General features: G+C 60.0%; 15 protein-coding genes and 1 riboswitch. Of the genes, 5 read left to right on the top strand and 10 right to left on the bottom strand.

Annotation, left to right across the window (positions count from 1 at the left end; translation table 11 throughout):
- Positions 1-48: 48 nt before the first annotated feature.
- Positions 49-936 carry an SDR family oxidoreductase gene (locus V8N38_RS12370; protein ID WP_100395792.1) on the top strand — a complete coding sequence of 296 codons (888 nt, stop codon included), beginning with the start codon at positions 49-51 and terminating at the stop codon, positions 934-936.
- A gap of 59 nt (positions 937-995) precedes the next feature.
- On the opposite strand, the gene V8N38_RS12365 is transcribed toward V8N38_RS12370, so the two are convergent.
- From V8N38_RS12365 to V8N38_RS12345, 5 genes are all read right to left on the bottom strand, one after another.
- Entirely contained in the window at positions 996-2,531 is a 1,536-nt protein-coding gene (locus tag V8N38_RS12365) for a phospholipase D family protein (protein ID WP_147839962.1), read from the bottom strand.
- 86 nt (positions 2,532-2,617) lie between these two features.
- On the bottom strand, positions 2,618-3,409 hold the full coding sequence (locus tag V8N38_RS12360; protein ID WP_147839963.1) for an AraC family transcriptional regulator: 792 nt from the start codon (positions 3,407-3,409) through the stop codon (positions 2,618-2,620).
- Positions 3,410-3,766: 357 nt separating this feature from the next.
- Positions 3,767-4,084: a cupin domain-containing protein gene (locus V8N38_RS12355; protein ID WP_038871643.1), complete on the bottom strand. Its 318-nt coding sequence runs from the start codon at positions 4,082-4,084 to the stop codon at positions 3,767-3,769.
- 237 nt (positions 4,085-4,321) lie between these two features.
- Complete coding sequence (locus V8N38_RS12350; RefSeq protein ID WP_232734401.1) at positions 4,322-5,344, bottom strand: NAD(P)/FAD-dependent oxidoreductase; 1,023 nt, start codon at positions 5,342-5,344, stop codon at positions 4,322-4,324.
- A 38-nt stretch (positions 5,345-5,382) separates the two neighbouring features.
- Positions 5,383-6,555, bottom strand: coding sequence for an MFS transporter (locus tag V8N38_RS12345; RefSeq protein ID WP_232734402.1), 1,173 nt, complete (start codon positions 6,553-6,555; stop codon positions 5,383-5,385).
- 181 nt (positions 6,556-6,736) lie between these two features.
- On the opposite strand from V8N38_RS12345, the gene V8N38_RS12340 reads away from it, so the two are divergent.
- Positions 6,737-7,606 (top strand): LysR substrate-binding domain-containing protein, encoded by an 870-nt coding sequence (locus tag V8N38_RS12340; RefSeq protein WP_087762822.1) that lies wholly within the window; start codon positions 6,737-6,739, stop codon positions 7,604-7,606.
- Between the two features lie 19 nt (positions 7,607-7,625).
- On the opposite strand, the gene V8N38_RS12335 is transcribed toward V8N38_RS12340, so the two are convergent.
- The 4 genes from V8N38_RS12335 to V8N38_RS12320 form a co-directional block, all read right to left on the bottom strand.
- Positions 7,626-8,309, bottom strand: a complete 684-nt coding sequence (locus V8N38_RS12335; protein WP_087762876.1) for a hypothetical protein — start codon at positions 8,307-8,309, stop codon at positions 7,626-7,628.
- A 239-nt stretch (positions 8,310-8,548) separates the two neighbouring features.
- The gene (locus V8N38_RS12330) at positions 8,549-8,956 is read right to left on the bottom strand and encodes a DUF2000 domain-containing protein (protein WP_019455349.1); all 408 of its coding nucleotides are present in this window, start codon (positions 8,954-8,956) and stop codon (positions 8,549-8,551) included.
- A 52-nt stretch (positions 8,957-9,008) separates the two neighbouring features.
- Complete coding sequence (locus tag V8N38_RS12325) at positions 9,009-9,857, bottom strand: AraC family transcriptional regulator (protein ID WP_060439948.1); 849 nt, start codon at positions 9,855-9,857, stop codon at positions 9,009-9,011.
- A gap of 70 nt (positions 9,858-9,927) precedes the next feature.
- Positions 9,928-11,808 carry a diguanylate cyclase domain-containing protein gene (locus tag V8N38_RS12320; protein ID WP_084827804.1) on the bottom strand — a complete coding sequence of 627 codons (1,881 nt, stop codon included), beginning with the start codon at positions 11,806-11,808 and terminating at the stop codon, positions 9,928-9,930.
- A 181-nt stretch (positions 11,809-11,989) separates the two neighbouring features.
- A riboswitch (Fluoride riboswitch) is annotated at positions 11,990-12,065 on the top strand.
- Between the two features lie 40 nt (positions 12,066-12,105).
- Between V8N38_RS12320 and V8N38_RS12315 the strand changes: the two genes are divergently transcribed.
- From V8N38_RS12315 to eno, 3 genes are read left to right on the top strand one after another with little or no spacing between them, the layout of a single operon-like run.
- Positions 12,106-13,071 carry a DHHA2 domain-containing protein gene (locus tag V8N38_RS12315; RefSeq protein WP_147839964.1) on the top strand — a complete coding sequence of 322 codons (966 nt, stop codon included), beginning with the start codon at positions 12,106-12,108 and terminating at the stop codon, positions 13,069-13,071.
- 3 nt (positions 13,072-13,074) lie between these two features.
- Entirely contained in the window at positions 13,075-13,503 is a 429-nt protein-coding gene (locus V8N38_RS12310) for a universal stress protein (RefSeq protein WP_046687045.1), read from the top strand.
- 16 nt (positions 13,504-13,519) lie between these two features.
- Entirely contained in the window at positions 13,520-14,803 is a 1,284-nt protein-coding gene (gene eno, locus V8N38_RS12305; protein WP_060418913.1) for a phosphopyruvate hydratase, read from the top strand.
- Here eno and V8N38_RS12300 read toward each other — a convergent pair.
- Complete coding sequence (locus V8N38_RS12300) at positions 14,790-15,212, bottom strand: MerR family transcriptional regulator (protein WP_060418915.1); 423 nt, start codon at positions 15,210-15,212, stop codon at positions 14,790-14,792. The genes eno and V8N38_RS12300 overlap by 14 nt on opposite strands.
- Positions 15,213-15,229: the final 17 nt, after the last annotated feature.

Raw genomic sequence — 15,229 nt, 5'->3', positions numbered from 1 at the left:
TTCCTATAGACTTTCCCTCACAGCGTTAAAAACCGCAAGAGGTAAGTTATGAAGAACAAGAAGCCCCAGATCCTGATCACCGGCGCCACCGGCCAGATAGGTGGTGCGACCCTGCGTCTTTTACAATCCCAGGCAGAGATCGAGCCGGTTGCCGCCGTGCGCTCTCCCGCCAAGGCGGCGCCCTTCGAAAAACTGGGTATCCGCACCGTCCAGCTCGATTTTGATCGGGAAGAGACTCTGGCACCGGCGCTGGCCGGCATCGAGCGCGTATTTCTGGCCACTGGCTACACGGTGGACATGCTGCGGCAAAGCAAGGTGTTTCTCGATCGCGCGCGCCAGGCCGGCGTGCGGCATGTCGTGCACCTCGGCGCCTGCGGCCGTGACGACACCACCGTCGCGCATTGGGCCTGGCACCAGCTCATCGAGCGTTACATCGAGTGGTCGGGATTTTCTTTCACCCACCTGCGGCCGGAGTGCTTTATGCAGAACCTGCTCAACTACGACGGCGTACCGGCGGTGAAAAACGGCGTGATCCGGCAATATACCGGCGATGCGCCGTTCAGCTGGGTGGACGGCGACGATGTAGCGCAGGCGGCGGCGCTGGCGCTGCTACACCCCGAGCGGCACGGCGGCCAAACCTACCGCATGGGCTATGACGTTAAATCCTACGGCGAGATCGCTGCCATGATGACGGAAGAGCTGGGGCAGCCGTTCCGCTATGAATCACAAGATCCGCAGGTTTTTCTGGATGAGATGCGCGCGACGGGTGCCGAAATGGCCTACATGAGCTGCGTCTACGACAATTTTCGCCGCATAGCGGCTCGCGATATCCCAGGCGTCGATGAGGTTTTCGATAATTTCCCGCAGATCGCGGGGAGACAGCCGATGCGGCTAAGGGCGTTTATCCGCAAGCACCGTGACAAGCTGGCCTACTGAGCCTCGCAAGGTTCGCCGGCCAAAACCGGCGAGCCTTCCTTTTCCCTCCCGCCACGCCGTTACAGCATCCACTCGATCGGCAGCCAGCCGGCCACGGTGAGAATAATGCGTTTTACCCAGCCGGCGCCGGGCTCTTGCTGATGCACCTCGGTGTGGCCGTCTTCGAAGGCTTCTTTCCACACCATTTTGCCCTCGGGCGTCAATACCGGGCGGTAGGCGGCGTACTCGAGCGGGCCATCAAACAGTTGGCGAGTGTCGGCCGCCAGCGTCGGGCTGTCGATCAAGAAGCCCATTTCGCAGTTCAGGTGCGCCGAGCGCGGATCGAAATTGAACGAACCGATAAACACCCGCTTATCATCGATGGCGAAGGTTTTCGCGTGCAGCGCCGCGCCGGACAGCCCCAGCGGCTTGAGTTCCTTGCGCCCGGTCGGTTGACCGGCGCGCAGCTTCAGCTCGAACAGTTCGACGCCCGCCTGCAGCAGCTCACGCCGGTATTTCGCGTAGCCGGCATGCACCACCAGCACGTCGGTGGTGTTCATCGCGTTGGTCAGCACGCGTATGGACTTCCCCTGTTTGGCAAGCGATTCAAAGAAGCTCGCCCCTTCCCGCCCCGGCACGAAATAGGCGGAAACCAGATCCAGTTGCCGGCCGACGCCGCCGATGATCTTGCCGAGCTGCGTCACCATCAACCGATCGCGCGACGCCTTGCCCAGCCCTTTCGCCGGATCATCGGCCACCAGCTCTACCTGGGTGAATTCCGGCTGGACGGCGCCATCGCGAAAGCGCACCGCGCTGGTTTCCAGCTGCACCGCCAATTTGCGGGCCCGTTCGCTGCTTTCGGTCGCGGTGGCCTGCGTCAGGAAGGCAGAAAGATTACCTTTGCCCCGGATAATTTGCTCAACGCCGAACACCGACGCGCTGTTCCAGTAGCGATCGAACACCTCGGCCGTTTCTGCCACTACGCTGCCGACGCTCAGCACGTCGAGATCGAGGAAATAGTTTTCGTCGCCGACCTGGAAATACTCGTCGCCAATGTTGCGGCCGCCGATGATCGCCACGGCGCCGTCGACGATGTAAGACTTGTTATGCATGCGCCGATTCATACGCATAAAGTCAAAGGCGTAGCCGGCCAACTTCGGCGTGCGCACGGTTGATGGGTTGAACAGGCGGATCTCGACGTTTTCCTGGGCGTTCAGCGCCGCCAGGGTCTCGTCCATGGCGACGCCGTTATCGTCCAGCAGCAGCCGCACGCGCACGCCGCGTTGGGCGGCGTCATACAGGGTTTTCAGCAGGATATGCCCGGAGGTGTCGTTATGCCAGATGTAGTACTGGGCGTCGATCGACCTTTCCGCCATCCGCGCCAACGCCAGGCGGCTGGCGAACGCATCGTGCCCGCTGGCCAGCGGCACCACGCCGCTCAGGCCTGGATGCGCCGCCATCAGTTCGGCGGCCCGCGCCGGTAACTGGGCGGCAGGATCCGCCGGCAACGCCGCCTGCGGCAGACGCTGGGAAATATCCGGCAAACGAAAGAGGACTCTTGCCGCAATAATGGCGATCGTCACGGCGAGAATCAGATACACGACAATTTTTATCACGGGAAGCGGCCTCGGAGGTTGACTGCTTTGCTTTATACGTCATTAGGTTGCTTCAATCTATAGGAGAAGCGCGCTATGCCATAAGGCTATAGCGTAAAGCGCGAAGGCGAAACGCCAAACAGTTTTTTGAACGCCACCGAATAGGCGCTGTGGCTCTCGTAACCGCTTTCGAAGGCGGCATGGATGATCGAGTTGCCGGCCAACAGCAGCGGAATGGACGACAGCAGCCGCAGGCGCTGTTTCCACTGGCCGAAGGTGATGCCGGTTTGTTGAGTGAAATGACGCTGGAAGGTTTTCGCGCTGATCGACAGTGAATCGGCCCAGGCCTCAATGCCGCGATCGTCGGCCGGCGTGATGACCAACAGCCGGCAAATCTCGGCCATTCTCGCCTCTGCCGGCCAAGGCAAATGCAGCGCCAGCTGCGGCTGCAGGCTCAGCTCCTCAAGGAACAACGCTCTGAGCAGCGTATTGCGTTTGGTCTCCGCCCCTTCGGGCGCCAGCGTCGCCAGCTGCGCGATCAGTTCTCGCAGCAGCGGTGAGACCTGCAATACGCCGTCGCGCAGCGGCAAGCGCGCGGCGGTGACTTCATCAACCAAAATCCCGTAAACGCAAATGTTGCTCTGCATGACCAGCTGATGTTCTACCCCCGGACGCAGCCAGACCGCGGTGGTGGGCGGCACGATCCAGCGCCCGCTGCTCACCTCGACCGCCATAACGCCCTGCTGCGAATAGAGCAAATGGCTGCGTTTATGCGAGTGGTAAGGAATGACAAAGCCCGCCGGATAGTGTTTCACCAGCCCTGTCACCTCGAACGAGGAGTTTTCGTGGCTGCTGAGGTCGATGCGTTTGGTTTCGGCGTTGTCGACTTCGAATCCCATGGTCATTTGTCCCTTTTGATAACGCGAATGTCTTTTATTTGATAGAGGCGCCGCATGATCCTCCATATAGTGACGTTCTCGCAAGCCACACCAGGGGCCTTATGCGAAGAAACTCACTATTTACACCAAAATTTCATCGTTCTGCGTAAAACCAAGGCGATGACGTTGCGCATGCGCTGCGCGATGGCGGCTCGTTGCGGGGGCGACGTGGCCGAAAGTGATGGAAAGGGAAAGCGCGGTGGCTTAAATCAGGAGGTATACGCATCAATCAGCAGGTAGCTCAGCCTGGGGGGCGGCTTAATGCTGCAGGGATAGGGAGAGCGCCTAGGCTCTCCTCTATCCATTCGTGTTATCACCTCAACGGGCCAACTCGGCGCCGTCCAGCTCGGAAATCGCCAGACAAATAACTTCAGTAATGGCCTGTACCGTATAGGCAGTATTGGCAGGGATGATTAACATCTCATGGGGTTGCAACGTCTGATCGTCAACCTTCAGTTCACCGCTCAGCACCATCAGTTTCACCCACCCCGGATGAAAACGCGCCGGTTGTCGGCTGCCCGCATCCAACTTCAGCAACGCCGTATGGCCAGGCGTCTCCCGTTTCAAAATATGAAAACGCACCCCATCGTAAGGCATGTTTTCGTAATGCAGTGACGCCAGTGTTCTCTTATGCATGGTAAGTGTCCTCGTGACCTGTGAGTAGCTGCTCCGCCTTCGGTCGCCATAAAAACGATTGGCGGCTGTCCCTACCGAAAGCACAGGCTCGCAGCCTCTTGGCGAACGGATTTAACTGTCGTACTTGCAGCGGCCCGACCGACCGCCGTTTCATGCCCAACCTGCCTCAGGCATGCTACTAAATATATAAGAGCCTCGCCGACGGCGCAAAAAACCGCTGCCAGGTTGAGCGTATATTCATTTCCCGTCGTCAAATCGCTCGGGGCGATAAGCGTGCGGAATGGCAGGATTGACGCCATACAGCAGCTCGTCGCTGACCAGTCGGCCAAGCGTTGGCGCGCACATCACTGCCGGGTGCATCACCGCCACATAGAGCCGGGTAGCGCCCAGTGGCCCGATGATGGGATAACCGTCGCGCGGCCGGGGCCGCATCCCCACCGAACACGCCTGCAGTTGCAAGGGTGCCGTATCCGGCAGGCGGTTTTTAATCGCCGATTGCGCGTCGTTTTCCACCCGTTTAACGTCCCCCTCCGGCGGGTAATCCTCCGCCGCCAGCAGATCGCCGTTTTGCGTATGGCGCACTTCAACGTCATCGCCCGCAATCAGCGTGTTCACTGCCAGCGCCGCCGCACGATAGCGTAACAGAATCGCCGGCGACGCCTCGATCGGCAGCGAGAACCCACTGCCATCCAGCAGCGCGGAGATTCCCGTGCCGCAGGCGAGCACCACCCGATCGGCGGCAATCGCGCCTTCCTCGGTAACGATGCCGATTATCTGCCCCTCTTCACGCAAAAATCCGGTGACGGTTCGCCCCAGGAGCAACTCCCCGCCCCACGCGCTAACGCACTCGAGCAGCCGCTGTGTCACTTCTTGCGGATCGACGGCGCCGTCACGCGCCGCAAAATAGGCTTGGCTATCGGGCTGCCTGAGCCCCGGTTCCAGCGCGTTCACCTCGGCGGAGGGCAAAAGCCGATTGTCGGGGTTTTGCGTCGCCGGCGCCTGACCATAGCTGAGCGCGCCGGACCAATTCACCCAGAGATCCGGGATCTCCTGCGCCAGGCGCATCCAGTCAGCGACGATCTCGCGCCGCAGAAACGCGTCGGGAGCGCCCTCAGGCACGCCTTCGCTGATCCAGCCAAACGAGCTGCCTGTGGCCCCCGCCGAGGGATGCGCCTGCTCAACGACGACAACGTGCTGCCCCTGGCGCGCGAGATGATAGGCGACCGATGCCCCGACAATCCCGGCGCCCACGATAACCATGCGTGATGATGTTCCATTCATTTAATGATGTCCGTACCTCATTTCAAGTGCTGCCGCCAAAGCAGGCAGGCCGCCAAACAGGCTACTCCACCGCCGCAGGCCAATACGGCATAAGACGTGCCCCAGCTCTGGGTGGTATCCATCACGACGCCAAAGGATAAAGGGGCGAACGAACCGATGCCGAACCCCAGCAGCGATCGCCAGCCCATCACGCTACCGAGCTGTTGCGGCGGCACGTTGTCCGCCATCGCGGCCGACAGCACGCCGGAGTCGCCGAGGATGAAGAAACTGCCGATGCTGACGGCCAGCAGCGTCCAGCCCGGCCCCCAGTTCGCCGACCACCCCATCAGCAGCGATCCCAACGCGCCGGCGGCGCCCATAAACATCAGCACCGATGCACGGTTAAAATAGTCGGAAACGGTGCCGACAATCAGCGTGGCAACCATGCCGGCCAGGTGGATCACCGCCGCGACGATCAATCCGGCGCTGAGCGGATCCAGAGAGAAACCGCTCAACGCCTCGCTGACCAGGCTGGGCGCCCATGCCCAGTTACCGAGCAGTTCCCAGCTGTGGGCGATATACCCGACCAGCAACAGCAGGGTCGCATAGGTGATAGCATAGCTTTCACGTTTCGTCTGCCTCCCCAGCGTACGCGGCTGCGGTTCCCGATAACCGACCAGGGCCAACGAACCCGCCAGCGCCCCCAGCAACGCGCCGGCGGCACACAGGAAAAACGCCACGCCGGCGCCCCAACGCATGGCGCTCCAACCGGCGATGAAAACCGACAGAAAATACCCCAACGAACTGGCCGCCAGCATCATGCCAATGGCGTAACCGCGCCGGGCCGGGCCGTTCATCCCCATCGCCAGCAGCAGCGCCGGCGTATAGGCGCCGCCCTGCGTCAGGCCGACGAAGGCCATCAACACCAACGCGCCGGCATAAGAATGGGCAAACACGGCGAACAGCATCAGCGCAGCGGCGCCCAGCCAGGAAAACAGCAGGTAAACCCGGCGCGCCCCCAGTGAATCACACCACCAGGAGGCCACCAGCAGCGCCAAGGCGTTGGTCAGGCTGAACACCGTTTGCACCGTACCGGCGGAGGCGGCGTCGAGCTGCCACTCGCTTCTGATGGTCGGCAGTGCACCGGCGAACATCATGGTGCCCAGGCAGAGGCCGGCCCGGCTCACGCAAAGCAGAAAGAAAGCTCGCATCTCAGCGCCGTCTCCCTGCCCATCGGGAGGTGAGGATAATTCGACTAACACGAACGGCAGACGGGGAAAATCGCTGCATGACACACTCGGCAAACCAGGAAAGATGCGTGATAATAGTGAGAAAAATCAACGGCTGACAAACGATCTTTCCTCGCTCATTTGGTTGAGCTAGACTCAACCAATGAAAAAAATTCACTCCCTGCCGCACCTGTCCGCTTTCGAAGCCGCCGCCCGCCTTGGCAGCTTCAGCGCCGCTGCGGATGAGCTGTTTCTCACCACCGGCGCGGTCAGCCGCCACATTCGCAGCCTGGAGGCACAGCTGGGGATCACACTGTTTTATCGCGGACACAAGTCCGTGCGGCTGACGCAGGCCGGCGAGAATTTTTCCCGCACCGCGTCCCGGGTGATAAGCGAACTGTATGCCGCGGAAAGCGCACTGAAAGCGAGCGCCGGCCGGCAGCGGCTGGTGGTGCACAGCCTGCCGACGTTCACCATGCACTGGCTGATGCCGAAGCTGGCGGCGTTCAATGAGATTCATCCGGAGGTCGCGATTGATATCACCACCAGCACAGGGGCCGTCGATCGCAATACGCCGTTTGATCTGGCGATCCGGCGCGATCCCGCGCACTTCTCCGGGCTGAAAGCGATCCCTTTTCTGCAGGAAGAGAGCCTGTTGGTCTGCAGCCAGAGCTACTTGCGCGCCATGCCGGTCAGTGCGCCCGGCACGCTGGCCGGGCATACCGCCATCCGTATCCGCGCCCGTGAGGATTTATGGCACAGCTGGCTGAATACCTACCCGACGGCGTTGGACGCCTCGCCGGCGCCGCTCACGCTCGACCATACCTTCGCCGCCATTCAGGCGGCCGAGGACGGCCTGGGGCTGGCCGTCGTGCCTTACCTGTTCTGCGCCAAGCATCTGTCGTCCGGTCGACTGGTGTCGCCTTTCCCGGCGTTGACTATCCGAACCGGCGTTTATTCCCTGCTGCTGCGCGATCGGGACGATGAGGTCGTGAGAAAATTCGCCGCCTGGCTGCAGGCGTTTCAGGCGTAAGCGCCGGTTCGGGAACGCGTCAGCCCTCCCGGACATGCGCGAGCGTTTCGTGCGTCCACTCGGTAAACCAGGCAAAAACGTGGTCGACATGAGCGATGCAACGTCGCCTGATGCCATCCGTCAATGGGATCGCCGCCAGTTCCGCATGATCCTGCAGCTGGGCATGCCCGCTCTCCAGCGCCAGATGAAACTCGCCGCAGTAGCGCAGTTCGACGCCGGTCGCCTGATGAATGCGCGTGGCCAGCGGCGCCGTCAGCCCAAACAGCACGTTACCGGTAGCTTCGATGGCCTCGATCACCACGATCCGCTCCAGGCCGCCGAGGCCGCTTACCCGCGCACACAGCCGATAGGTCAATAACCGATTCGCCTGAGTGCTGTCGCTCCACAGCGTTTCCAGATGCGCCACCGTGTCGACGCAGCGGTTGTAACCGAGTTTGTCCAAATCCTCGAGATACCACGGCCAATGGTGATCATCTTCATGGGTATGCGCATTGACTTTCCGTTGGTAAATATCGGCCGCCGGCGTTTCATTGCGCAGCATCAGCTTATTCACATCGGCGAAAGCCATAATAAAAAACGCGATATGGGGCAGAAACGCCAGCCGCTCCTGAGGCGTGCGATTTTCATCACGCAGGAACTCAAACAGCGGAAGCTGGGCGTAACGTGCTTTATTGACCAAAATATGCTGCAGGACGGTTTTCATAAAAACCCCCTTGATATTGAAGTGATTTGATAGATTGCGTATCAGGCTGAACGGCTTGCGAGCCAAAAAGAAACGTTGGAGAAGTCTCCTGCAGTATAGCTGCTTTCGTTTTATGCACACTGAAGGATAAATAAGGCATTTAATATGAGTTAAATAATCATGCCGTTGATTATTTAACTCGACTTCAAACTCTTTAACGCTTATTTCAAGGGCAAAAACACATCGCGCCAACGGTATTCTCAGCCGTGAAGCGCCAGGCCTTTTATCGCCTTATCCACCGCTTTTTTCGGTCCGCGCAGCGCCAGACCGACCAAATCCAGATTGTCCGCGTCTTCAGCGAGAAAAACCTGCCGATTGGCTTCATCGTGCCCGGTCGAGAACATGGCGTGCACATAGGGGATCAACGTCAATTCCCGCTCCAACCCTTTGCGATGCACATTTTGCAGGCCCGGCAAATCTGCGGCGAAAATCAGCATCGGCTGCCCGGAAATACCGCCGTAGCGTCTGCCCTGCGCATCCACGTAACACTCGCCGATGATTTCCGGGGCGGCGGCGGCGATGCCCGTCGCCAGAAAGGCCACCACGTTCAGCCGCTGCCAGGTCTGCAGATCGTCGCGTACGATAAACGCAATCTTGGTATCAAACATCTTTCGCTCTACTCCGTTGTGCTGTTAAAAGCACATCATCGGAAATGGCAAATCAGCGGTATAGAACGTTTGTGCACTGGCGTTGATAGGCCGCCGGTGATAAACGGTAGGCGCGCTGGAACCAGCGACCCAAATGGCTCTGATCGGCAAAGCCCACCTGCATGGCGACCTGCGCCGGTTCTTGCCCCTGCGCCAACAACAAGCGTGCGGCCCGCAGCCTCAACCGAACCAAATACGCATGCGGCGACTGGCCAAAAGCCCGAGTGAATTGGCGAGTCAGGCGGAAACGGTCCAGACCACACTGAAGCGCCAGGTCATCCAGACTGGGATTATCCGCCATATGTGCATGCAGATAGTCCCGTAAGCGGTTCATCTCAACCAAAGCGTCGTCGTGTTGGGAATCCGGCCTGGCACGGATGTGCCGTGACAATAGCGTCAGCAGATGGTCCAGGCTTTGATCGCGCGCCAGTCGCCCCTCTCTATGATGCAACGAGAAAAAGGCCTGCTGTATCGCGGCCGCCAGCATCGGATCGTCGGTCAACGTGCTGTGGAAGGCACCTTCCAGCACGGAGGCGTCCCCCATTCCACGGCGGTGCATAGCGGCGGATACCCAATGCTGGGGCAAATAGAGCATCGCATAGGTAAATCCCTCGGCCTGCGGCGCATGGCCATCATGCACCGCACCCGGTTCGATCAGCATGGCGCGCCCCGGCCGGCTGGTATGCAATGAGCGGTGGCAGTTGAAACGCTGTAAACCCTGCTGCGTGACACCCACCAGCATTTCATCATGATCGTGAGGATCGTAGGCATGTCCCTGAAAGTGGGCATTGACGCTCTCAATACCGGTTTCCTCATCGCGTCGCAGTTCGAGCCAATCTTTATGTTGATGATTTGACGCCATGCAATAAATCCGGAGTTCTGCTCACAGGAAAAGAAAAACAGCTTACCCTGAGACCGCCACCGTTGCACGCTCACAGCTCGCAGATGGCGTAAGTGCCCTTTCCGGCCGATTTCGCCTGATACATCGCGCCGTCGGCGCGGGTCAGCAGCATCTCCTCGGTCACATCGCCGCGTGGGGAAATGGCCGCGCCGATGCTGGCGGAAAGCCGTACCTTCTGCGGCCCGATCTGCGTAATTTTGGCCAGATGCGCCAACACGTTTTCGCAAAACTCGCTGACTTCGCGCCGCGGATCCGTCAACGGCCACAGGATCACCGTGAACTCGTCACCGGCCAGACGCGAGACGCTGTGGCGCTCGCCGGCGCAGGTGCTGAGCAATGTGGCGAACGTCTTCAGGATCGCGTCGCCGAAGTCATGGCCATAGCTGTCGTTAAGGGTTTTGAACCCGTCGAGATCGATAAACAGCAGCGCCATCTGCCGCTGATGGCAACAGGCCTGCAGCGTGCCCGACAACCGGCGTAGAAACGCGCGGCGATTGGTCAATCCGGTCAACATGTCGTGGGTTGCGTCATATTCCAGCCGCTGCTGCAGCCGCTTCAGTTCGGTGATGTCCATGGCGAGAATGTAGAAGCCCTGCGCTTCGCACGGCACCAGCGTGGTGTGGATCATCAGCAGCCCTTGCCGGGTCTGCAGCTCATTCTCAAAACTCACCATTTCGCCCGCGAGGGCCCGCTCGATCATCGGTTTTGCTATTCGATAAACGCTTTCCCCCATGAAATCGCGCACCGTCATCCCCCTGAGGCTGGACTCCTCCAGACCGAACCAGGTTTTGTAGGCGCTGTTGGCGAACAGGTAGCGTTCATTGCCGTCGATCTGGCTGATTAAGGCCGGCATATTGTCGGTAATGGCGCGCAGACGCTCCTTCTCCGCACTGAGCTGATATTCGGCGAGCACCCGGGTCTCAATCTCTTCGTTGAGCTTTTTAACCACCACGTTCAGCTCCTGCGTGCGGATTTCGACGCGTTGTTCCAGCTCGTGTTGCAGAGCGAATAGATCGGCCTCCGCCGCTTTACGCTCGCTGATATCGACGATAACCGAGATGAAATGGTCCGGCTTGCCGTTCGGCAAACGATTGAGCGCCACCGTCAGCTGCACCCAAACGATCGAGCCGTCGGCGCGGAAATAGCGTTTTTCCATCGAATAGGTACTGATTTCATTTTTCAGCAGCTGCTGCAGCTTTTCCAGGTCGGTGTTGAGATCGAGCGGATAGGTGATGTCCTGGAAGGTACGATCCATCAGCTCGCGCTCGGAGTACTGAAGCATTTCGCAGATGCGCGGATTCACCCGCAGCCAATATCCTTGCAGCGAGACCAGCGCCATACCTACCGCCGCCTGGGAGAAGGTTTGTTCGAACAGCGCCTCCGTGCGCTGCAGGTCGGATTTCAGGTTTTCGGTATAGACGAGGCGTTCAATGCTCTGCAGATATTCCTCCACCACGGCGGCGAAATCGTGCAGATCGGCCAGTTGAGCAGGAGAAAACGGCTGCGGGTGGCTGTCGATAATGCACAGCGTGCCTAGCGGCAAGCCATCGAGCGACAGCAGCGGCTGCCCGACGTAAAAACCGATCCTCGGCCCGCCGATCACCAGCGGATTATCGAAAAAGCGCGGATCCTTGGCGGTATCGGGCACCACCAGCGCTTCGCGTTGCAAGATGGCATGGCCGCAAAACGAGATATTGCGCGGCGTTTCTCGGGCATCCAGACCGTAGCGCGATAAAAACCATTGGCGATCCCGGTCGATCAGCGACACCAGCGCAATGGTCACGCCGAAGTATTTCGCCGCCAACCGCGTGATGCGATCCAGTTTTTCCACCGAGTTCGAATCCAGCACGTTCAGTGAGTTCAATACCGACAGGCGTTCGGCTTCGTTTTCGGGGAAGCAGGGTTCGAGCATGTTGTCTCCCATTGTGTCACCCACGGACCCGGCATAGCCGGCGTGAGTCCGTTCAGCCTATCCGTCGGTTAGCGGCAAATAATATCCTTGTCCATCATAGACTCACTCACAGTATCAATCCGATTATGTATTCTCGCCAACTTTGCCGGGCGTTGCGTTTCCCCCCGCGCTGCGCTACAGTCGTTCACAAGGTGATGGTGTTCCACCTTTCCCAACCGCCGCGTTCACTCGAACCGGATGATGACGCCTGATATACAACTTCGCTTTATTTTTTAGGCAGGTATGTCAGGAGCCGCTATGAATGAAATCTCAGGTTTTACCTCTTTTCCACTCCAGTCCGATGCCGTCGCGCGGGAAATGCCCCTGTGCGTTTTCGGCCATAAAAATCCCGACAGCGACAGCATCTGCAGCGCGCTGGTGGTTGCGGACTGGCTCAATCACCTCGGCAAACCGGCCGTGGCTTTCCGCCTAGGCGACCTCACGCCGGAAACCCGCTACATACTGGCTGCCGCCGGCATACAGGCGCCTGCGCTGCTGACAGACGATCTCCGTGACCGCAAAGTCTGGCTGGTCGACTTTACCGATATCGAACAAGGCCCGGCCTCATTGCCCGACAGCGACGTGGTCGGCGTTATCGACCATCACCGGCTGGGCACGTTAGTCACCCGCAACCCGCCCGATGTCTGGGTGCGCGCCGTCGGCTGTTGCGCCACCGTGATCCTGCAAATCCTGACGACAGAAAAGCCAATGCCACTTAACGCCGCGAAGGCCACGCTGCTGCTGGGCGCCATCTTGAGCGACACCGTCGCGCTCAGTGCGCCGACCACCACGGAACAGGATCGGCTGGCGGTCACCCGGTTGCGCGCAATCTCTCACGTCGACTATGACGCCTTCATCGCCGGGCTGCTGGCCGCCAAAACCGATCTCTCCGGGCAATCCGCCCCGCAGTTGCTGCAGCGCGACGCCAAGAATTACCGCATCCATACCGTTTCGCTGCTGCTGTCGCAGATAGAAGTGCGGGCCATGAGCGACATCGATCCGCTGTTGCCCGCGCTGCAACAGGCGCTCGAGCAGGCGAAGCAGGAAGCCGGGCTGGAGATGACCGCGCTGTTGGTTACCGATATCACCCACCGCCGTTCCACCCTGTATTTTTCGTCGAACCGGGTACTCGCCATTCAGCAGGTGTCGCTGCCCGGTATGACGAGCCGAAAAAAAGAGGTTTTACCGTGGTTAACCCTACAGATTGCTCACGCAGGGAGATAAGTCATGCCGATCTACCAACACGCTTTACTGCTGGTACAGGATGAACGCGACGGCCGGCTGCTGTTGCGCCATGCCGAACGCCTCAATCAGCAGATGAATACGCGCATTACCGTGGCGCACATCAGCGCCGACTATGCCGAGCTGGACTACCTCAGCGATGCGCAAACCAAAGATCGCCAGTCCAGCGAGGTGATCGCCGCCAAAGCCATGCTCAGCCGCCTGGTGGAAGACTGCTCAATCCCCCTGGAGGTACGCGCAATGGTCAGCATCCATCGCTTCAAAGACGTCGAAGCCCTGATTGCCCGTGAAGGCGTCGATCTTTTGTTGCTCGGCCATCAGAACCGTCCGTTTGGCGTCTATGCCTCCTTCGGCTTCGAATTCATCAACCATTTATCCATCGATGTGCTGATAAAGCACGTCCCCACTCCCTAGAACGAGGTGACACCCCATGAACGATGAGATTGAAAGCGTAACCGCCAGAGAGATCCTGGATTCGCGCGGCAACCCGACCGTCGAAGTCGAAATGAGCGCGGCGGGCGTCGTGGCCCGGGCTTCGGTGCCTTCGGGAGCCAGCACCGGGTCGCGCGAGGCGGTGGAGCACCGCGACGGCGATCCGCACCGTTTCGGCGGCAAAGGCGTACTGGAGGCGGTGCACAGCGTCAAAACGGCGATCAACGAGGCGCTGCGCGGAGTGGATGTGCGCCAACAAGAGGAGATAGACCGCCGGCTGATCGCGCTGGACGGCAGCGAGAACAAGAGCCGATTGGGGGCCAACGCCCTGCTCGGCGTTTCTCTGGCCGCCGCCCGCCTCGCGGCGCAATTGTCGCAGCTGCCGCTGTATCGTTATCTGGGCGGCATCGGCGCCAACCTGCTGCCGGTGCCCTGCATGAATATCATCAACGGCGGCGTGCACGCCCGGTGGCAAGGGGCGGACTTTCAGGAGTTTATGATAGCTCCCCTGGGCGCGCCGTCGCTGCGCGAGGCCGTGCGCTGGGGCAGTGAAGTTTATCAGACGCTGCGCCAAATCCTGTTGGAAAAAGGCCTGTCGGTCGGCGTCGGTGACGAAGGCGGTTTCGCGCCGGCGGTCGCCTCAAACCGCCAGCCGCTCGAGCTGATTGTGCAGGCGATAGAGAAAGCCGGCTACCGGCCGGGAGAAGATATCGCGATCTGCATGGATCCGGCCTCGAGCGAATTCTACGCCGACGGCAAGTATCGCCTGCGCAGCGAGAATCTCGAGTTGGACGCAGCCCAGATGACGGCCTATTACCAACGGCTGGTGCAGGATTTCCCCATCGTGCTGATTGAAGACGGCTTGGCCGAGGACGACTGGGCCGGCTGGCGTATTCTGAGCGACGCCCTGGGCGACCAGGTGGAGCTGGTCGGCGACGATCTGTTCGTCACCAACGTGAAATACATCCAGCGCGGGATTGATGAACGGTTGGCCAATGCGGCGCTGATCAAGCTGAACCAGATCGGCACGCTGAGCGAAACCTTCGCCGCCGTACAGCTCTGCCAGGCGAACGGCTGGGGCACCTTTATCTCGCACCGCAGCGGTGAAACCGTCGACAGCTTTATCGCCGACATGACGGTCGCGATGCGAGCCGGCCATCTGAAAACCGGCGCGCCGAGCCGCGGCGAGCGAATCGAAAAATACAATCAGCTGATGCGCATCGAAGACCAGTTGGGTGCCGCGGCGGTGTATGCCGGGCGTTCCGCCTTTAAACGCCGCTAAGCTTTGCCGGCCGGGCCGGCGATGCGTCGGCCTGTTTTTCGCCCTTGGCTTGGCACAGCCCGGCGACACCGGACTCCAATAAGGTCAGCCGGGTCGTCAACAAGGTTTCTCGTTGTTCATTCAGCGTGGCCATCATCAGCTCGATCTCCGCCAGCCGTTCATCGACGCCGCGTATCAACCCATCCTCATAAGCGCTGCCCTGCAGCGCCAGCACGCGTTGGATCGCCTGCAGCGAAAACCCCAGATTTTGGCCGATTTGGATCAGGTGCAATCGCTCCAGTGCGCTATCGCTGTAGACCCGATAGCCGTTGACGCCGCGCACCGGTTTCGGCAGCAACCCCAGCTGCTCGTAGTAGCGTATCGCCGAGGCGGCCACGCCGGCGCGCTGCGCCAATTCTCCGATCTTCATGCCCTATTGACCTTAAA

The organism is Serratia nevei (genome assembly GCF_037948395.1).
Taxonomy (GTDB): domain Bacteria; phylum Pseudomonadota; class Gammaproteobacteria; order Enterobacterales; family Enterobacteriaceae; genus Serratia; species Serratia nevei.
Note: the sequence above shows the minus strand (reverse complement) of the source record. Positions and strands in the feature narration are given on the sequence as shown.

Excerpts from the sequence above, each read along its gene's own strand:
- V8N38_RS12370 (WP_100395792.1), top strand. The coding sequence starts at position 49 with ATGAAGAACAAGAAGCCCCAGATCCTGATCACCGGCGCCACCGGCCAG.
- V8N38_RS12360 (WP_147839963.1), bottom strand. The coding sequence starts at position 3,409 with ATGGGATTCGAAGTCGACAACGCCGAAACCAAACGCATCGACCTCAGC.
- V8N38_RS12355 (WP_038871643.1), bottom strand. The coding sequence starts at position 4,084 with ATGCATAAGAGAACACTGGCGTCACTGCATTACGAAAACATGCCTTAC.
- V8N38_RS12350 (WP_232734401.1), bottom strand. The coding sequence starts at position 5,344 with ATGGTTATCGTGGGCGCCGGGATTGTCGGGGCATCGGTCGCCTATCAT.
- V8N38_RS12345 (WP_232734402.1), bottom strand. The coding sequence starts at position 6,555 with ATGCGAGCTTTCTTTCTGCTTTGCGTGAGCCGGGCCGGCCTCTGCCTG.
- V8N38_RS12340 (WP_087762822.1), top strand. The coding sequence starts at position 6,737 with ATGAAAAAAATTCACTCCCTGCCGCACCTGTCCGCTTTCGAAGCCGCC.
- V8N38_RS12335 (WP_087762876.1), bottom strand. The coding sequence starts at position 8,309 with ATGAAAACCGTCCTGCAGCATATTTTGGTCAATAAAGCACGTTACGCC.
- V8N38_RS12330 (WP_019455349.1), bottom strand. The coding sequence starts at position 8,956 with ATGTTTGATACCAAGATTGCGTTTATCGTACGCGACGATCTGCAGACC.
- V8N38_RS12325 (WP_060439948.1), bottom strand. The coding sequence starts at position 9,857 with ATGGCGTCAAATCATCAACATAAAGATTGGCTCGAACTGCGACGCGAT.
- V8N38_RS12320 (WP_084827804.1), bottom strand. The coding sequence starts at position 11,808 with ATGCTCGAACCCTGCTTCCCCGAAAACGAAGCCGAACGCCTGTCGGTA.
- V8N38_RS12315 (WP_147839964.1), top strand. The coding sequence starts at position 12,106 with ATGAATGAAATCTCAGGTTTTACCTCTTTTCCACTCCAGTCCGATGCC.
- V8N38_RS12310 (WP_046687045.1), top strand. The coding sequence starts at position 13,075 with ATGCCGATCTACCAACACGCTTTACTGCTGGTACAGGATGAACGCGAC.
- eno (WP_060418913.1), top strand. The coding sequence starts at position 13,520 with ATGAACGATGAGATTGAAAGCGTAACCGCCAGAGAGATCCTGGATTCG.
- V8N38_RS12300 (WP_060418915.1), bottom strand. The coding sequence starts at position 15,212 with ATGAAGATCGGAGAATTGGCGCAGCGCGCCGGCGTGGCCGCCTCGGCG.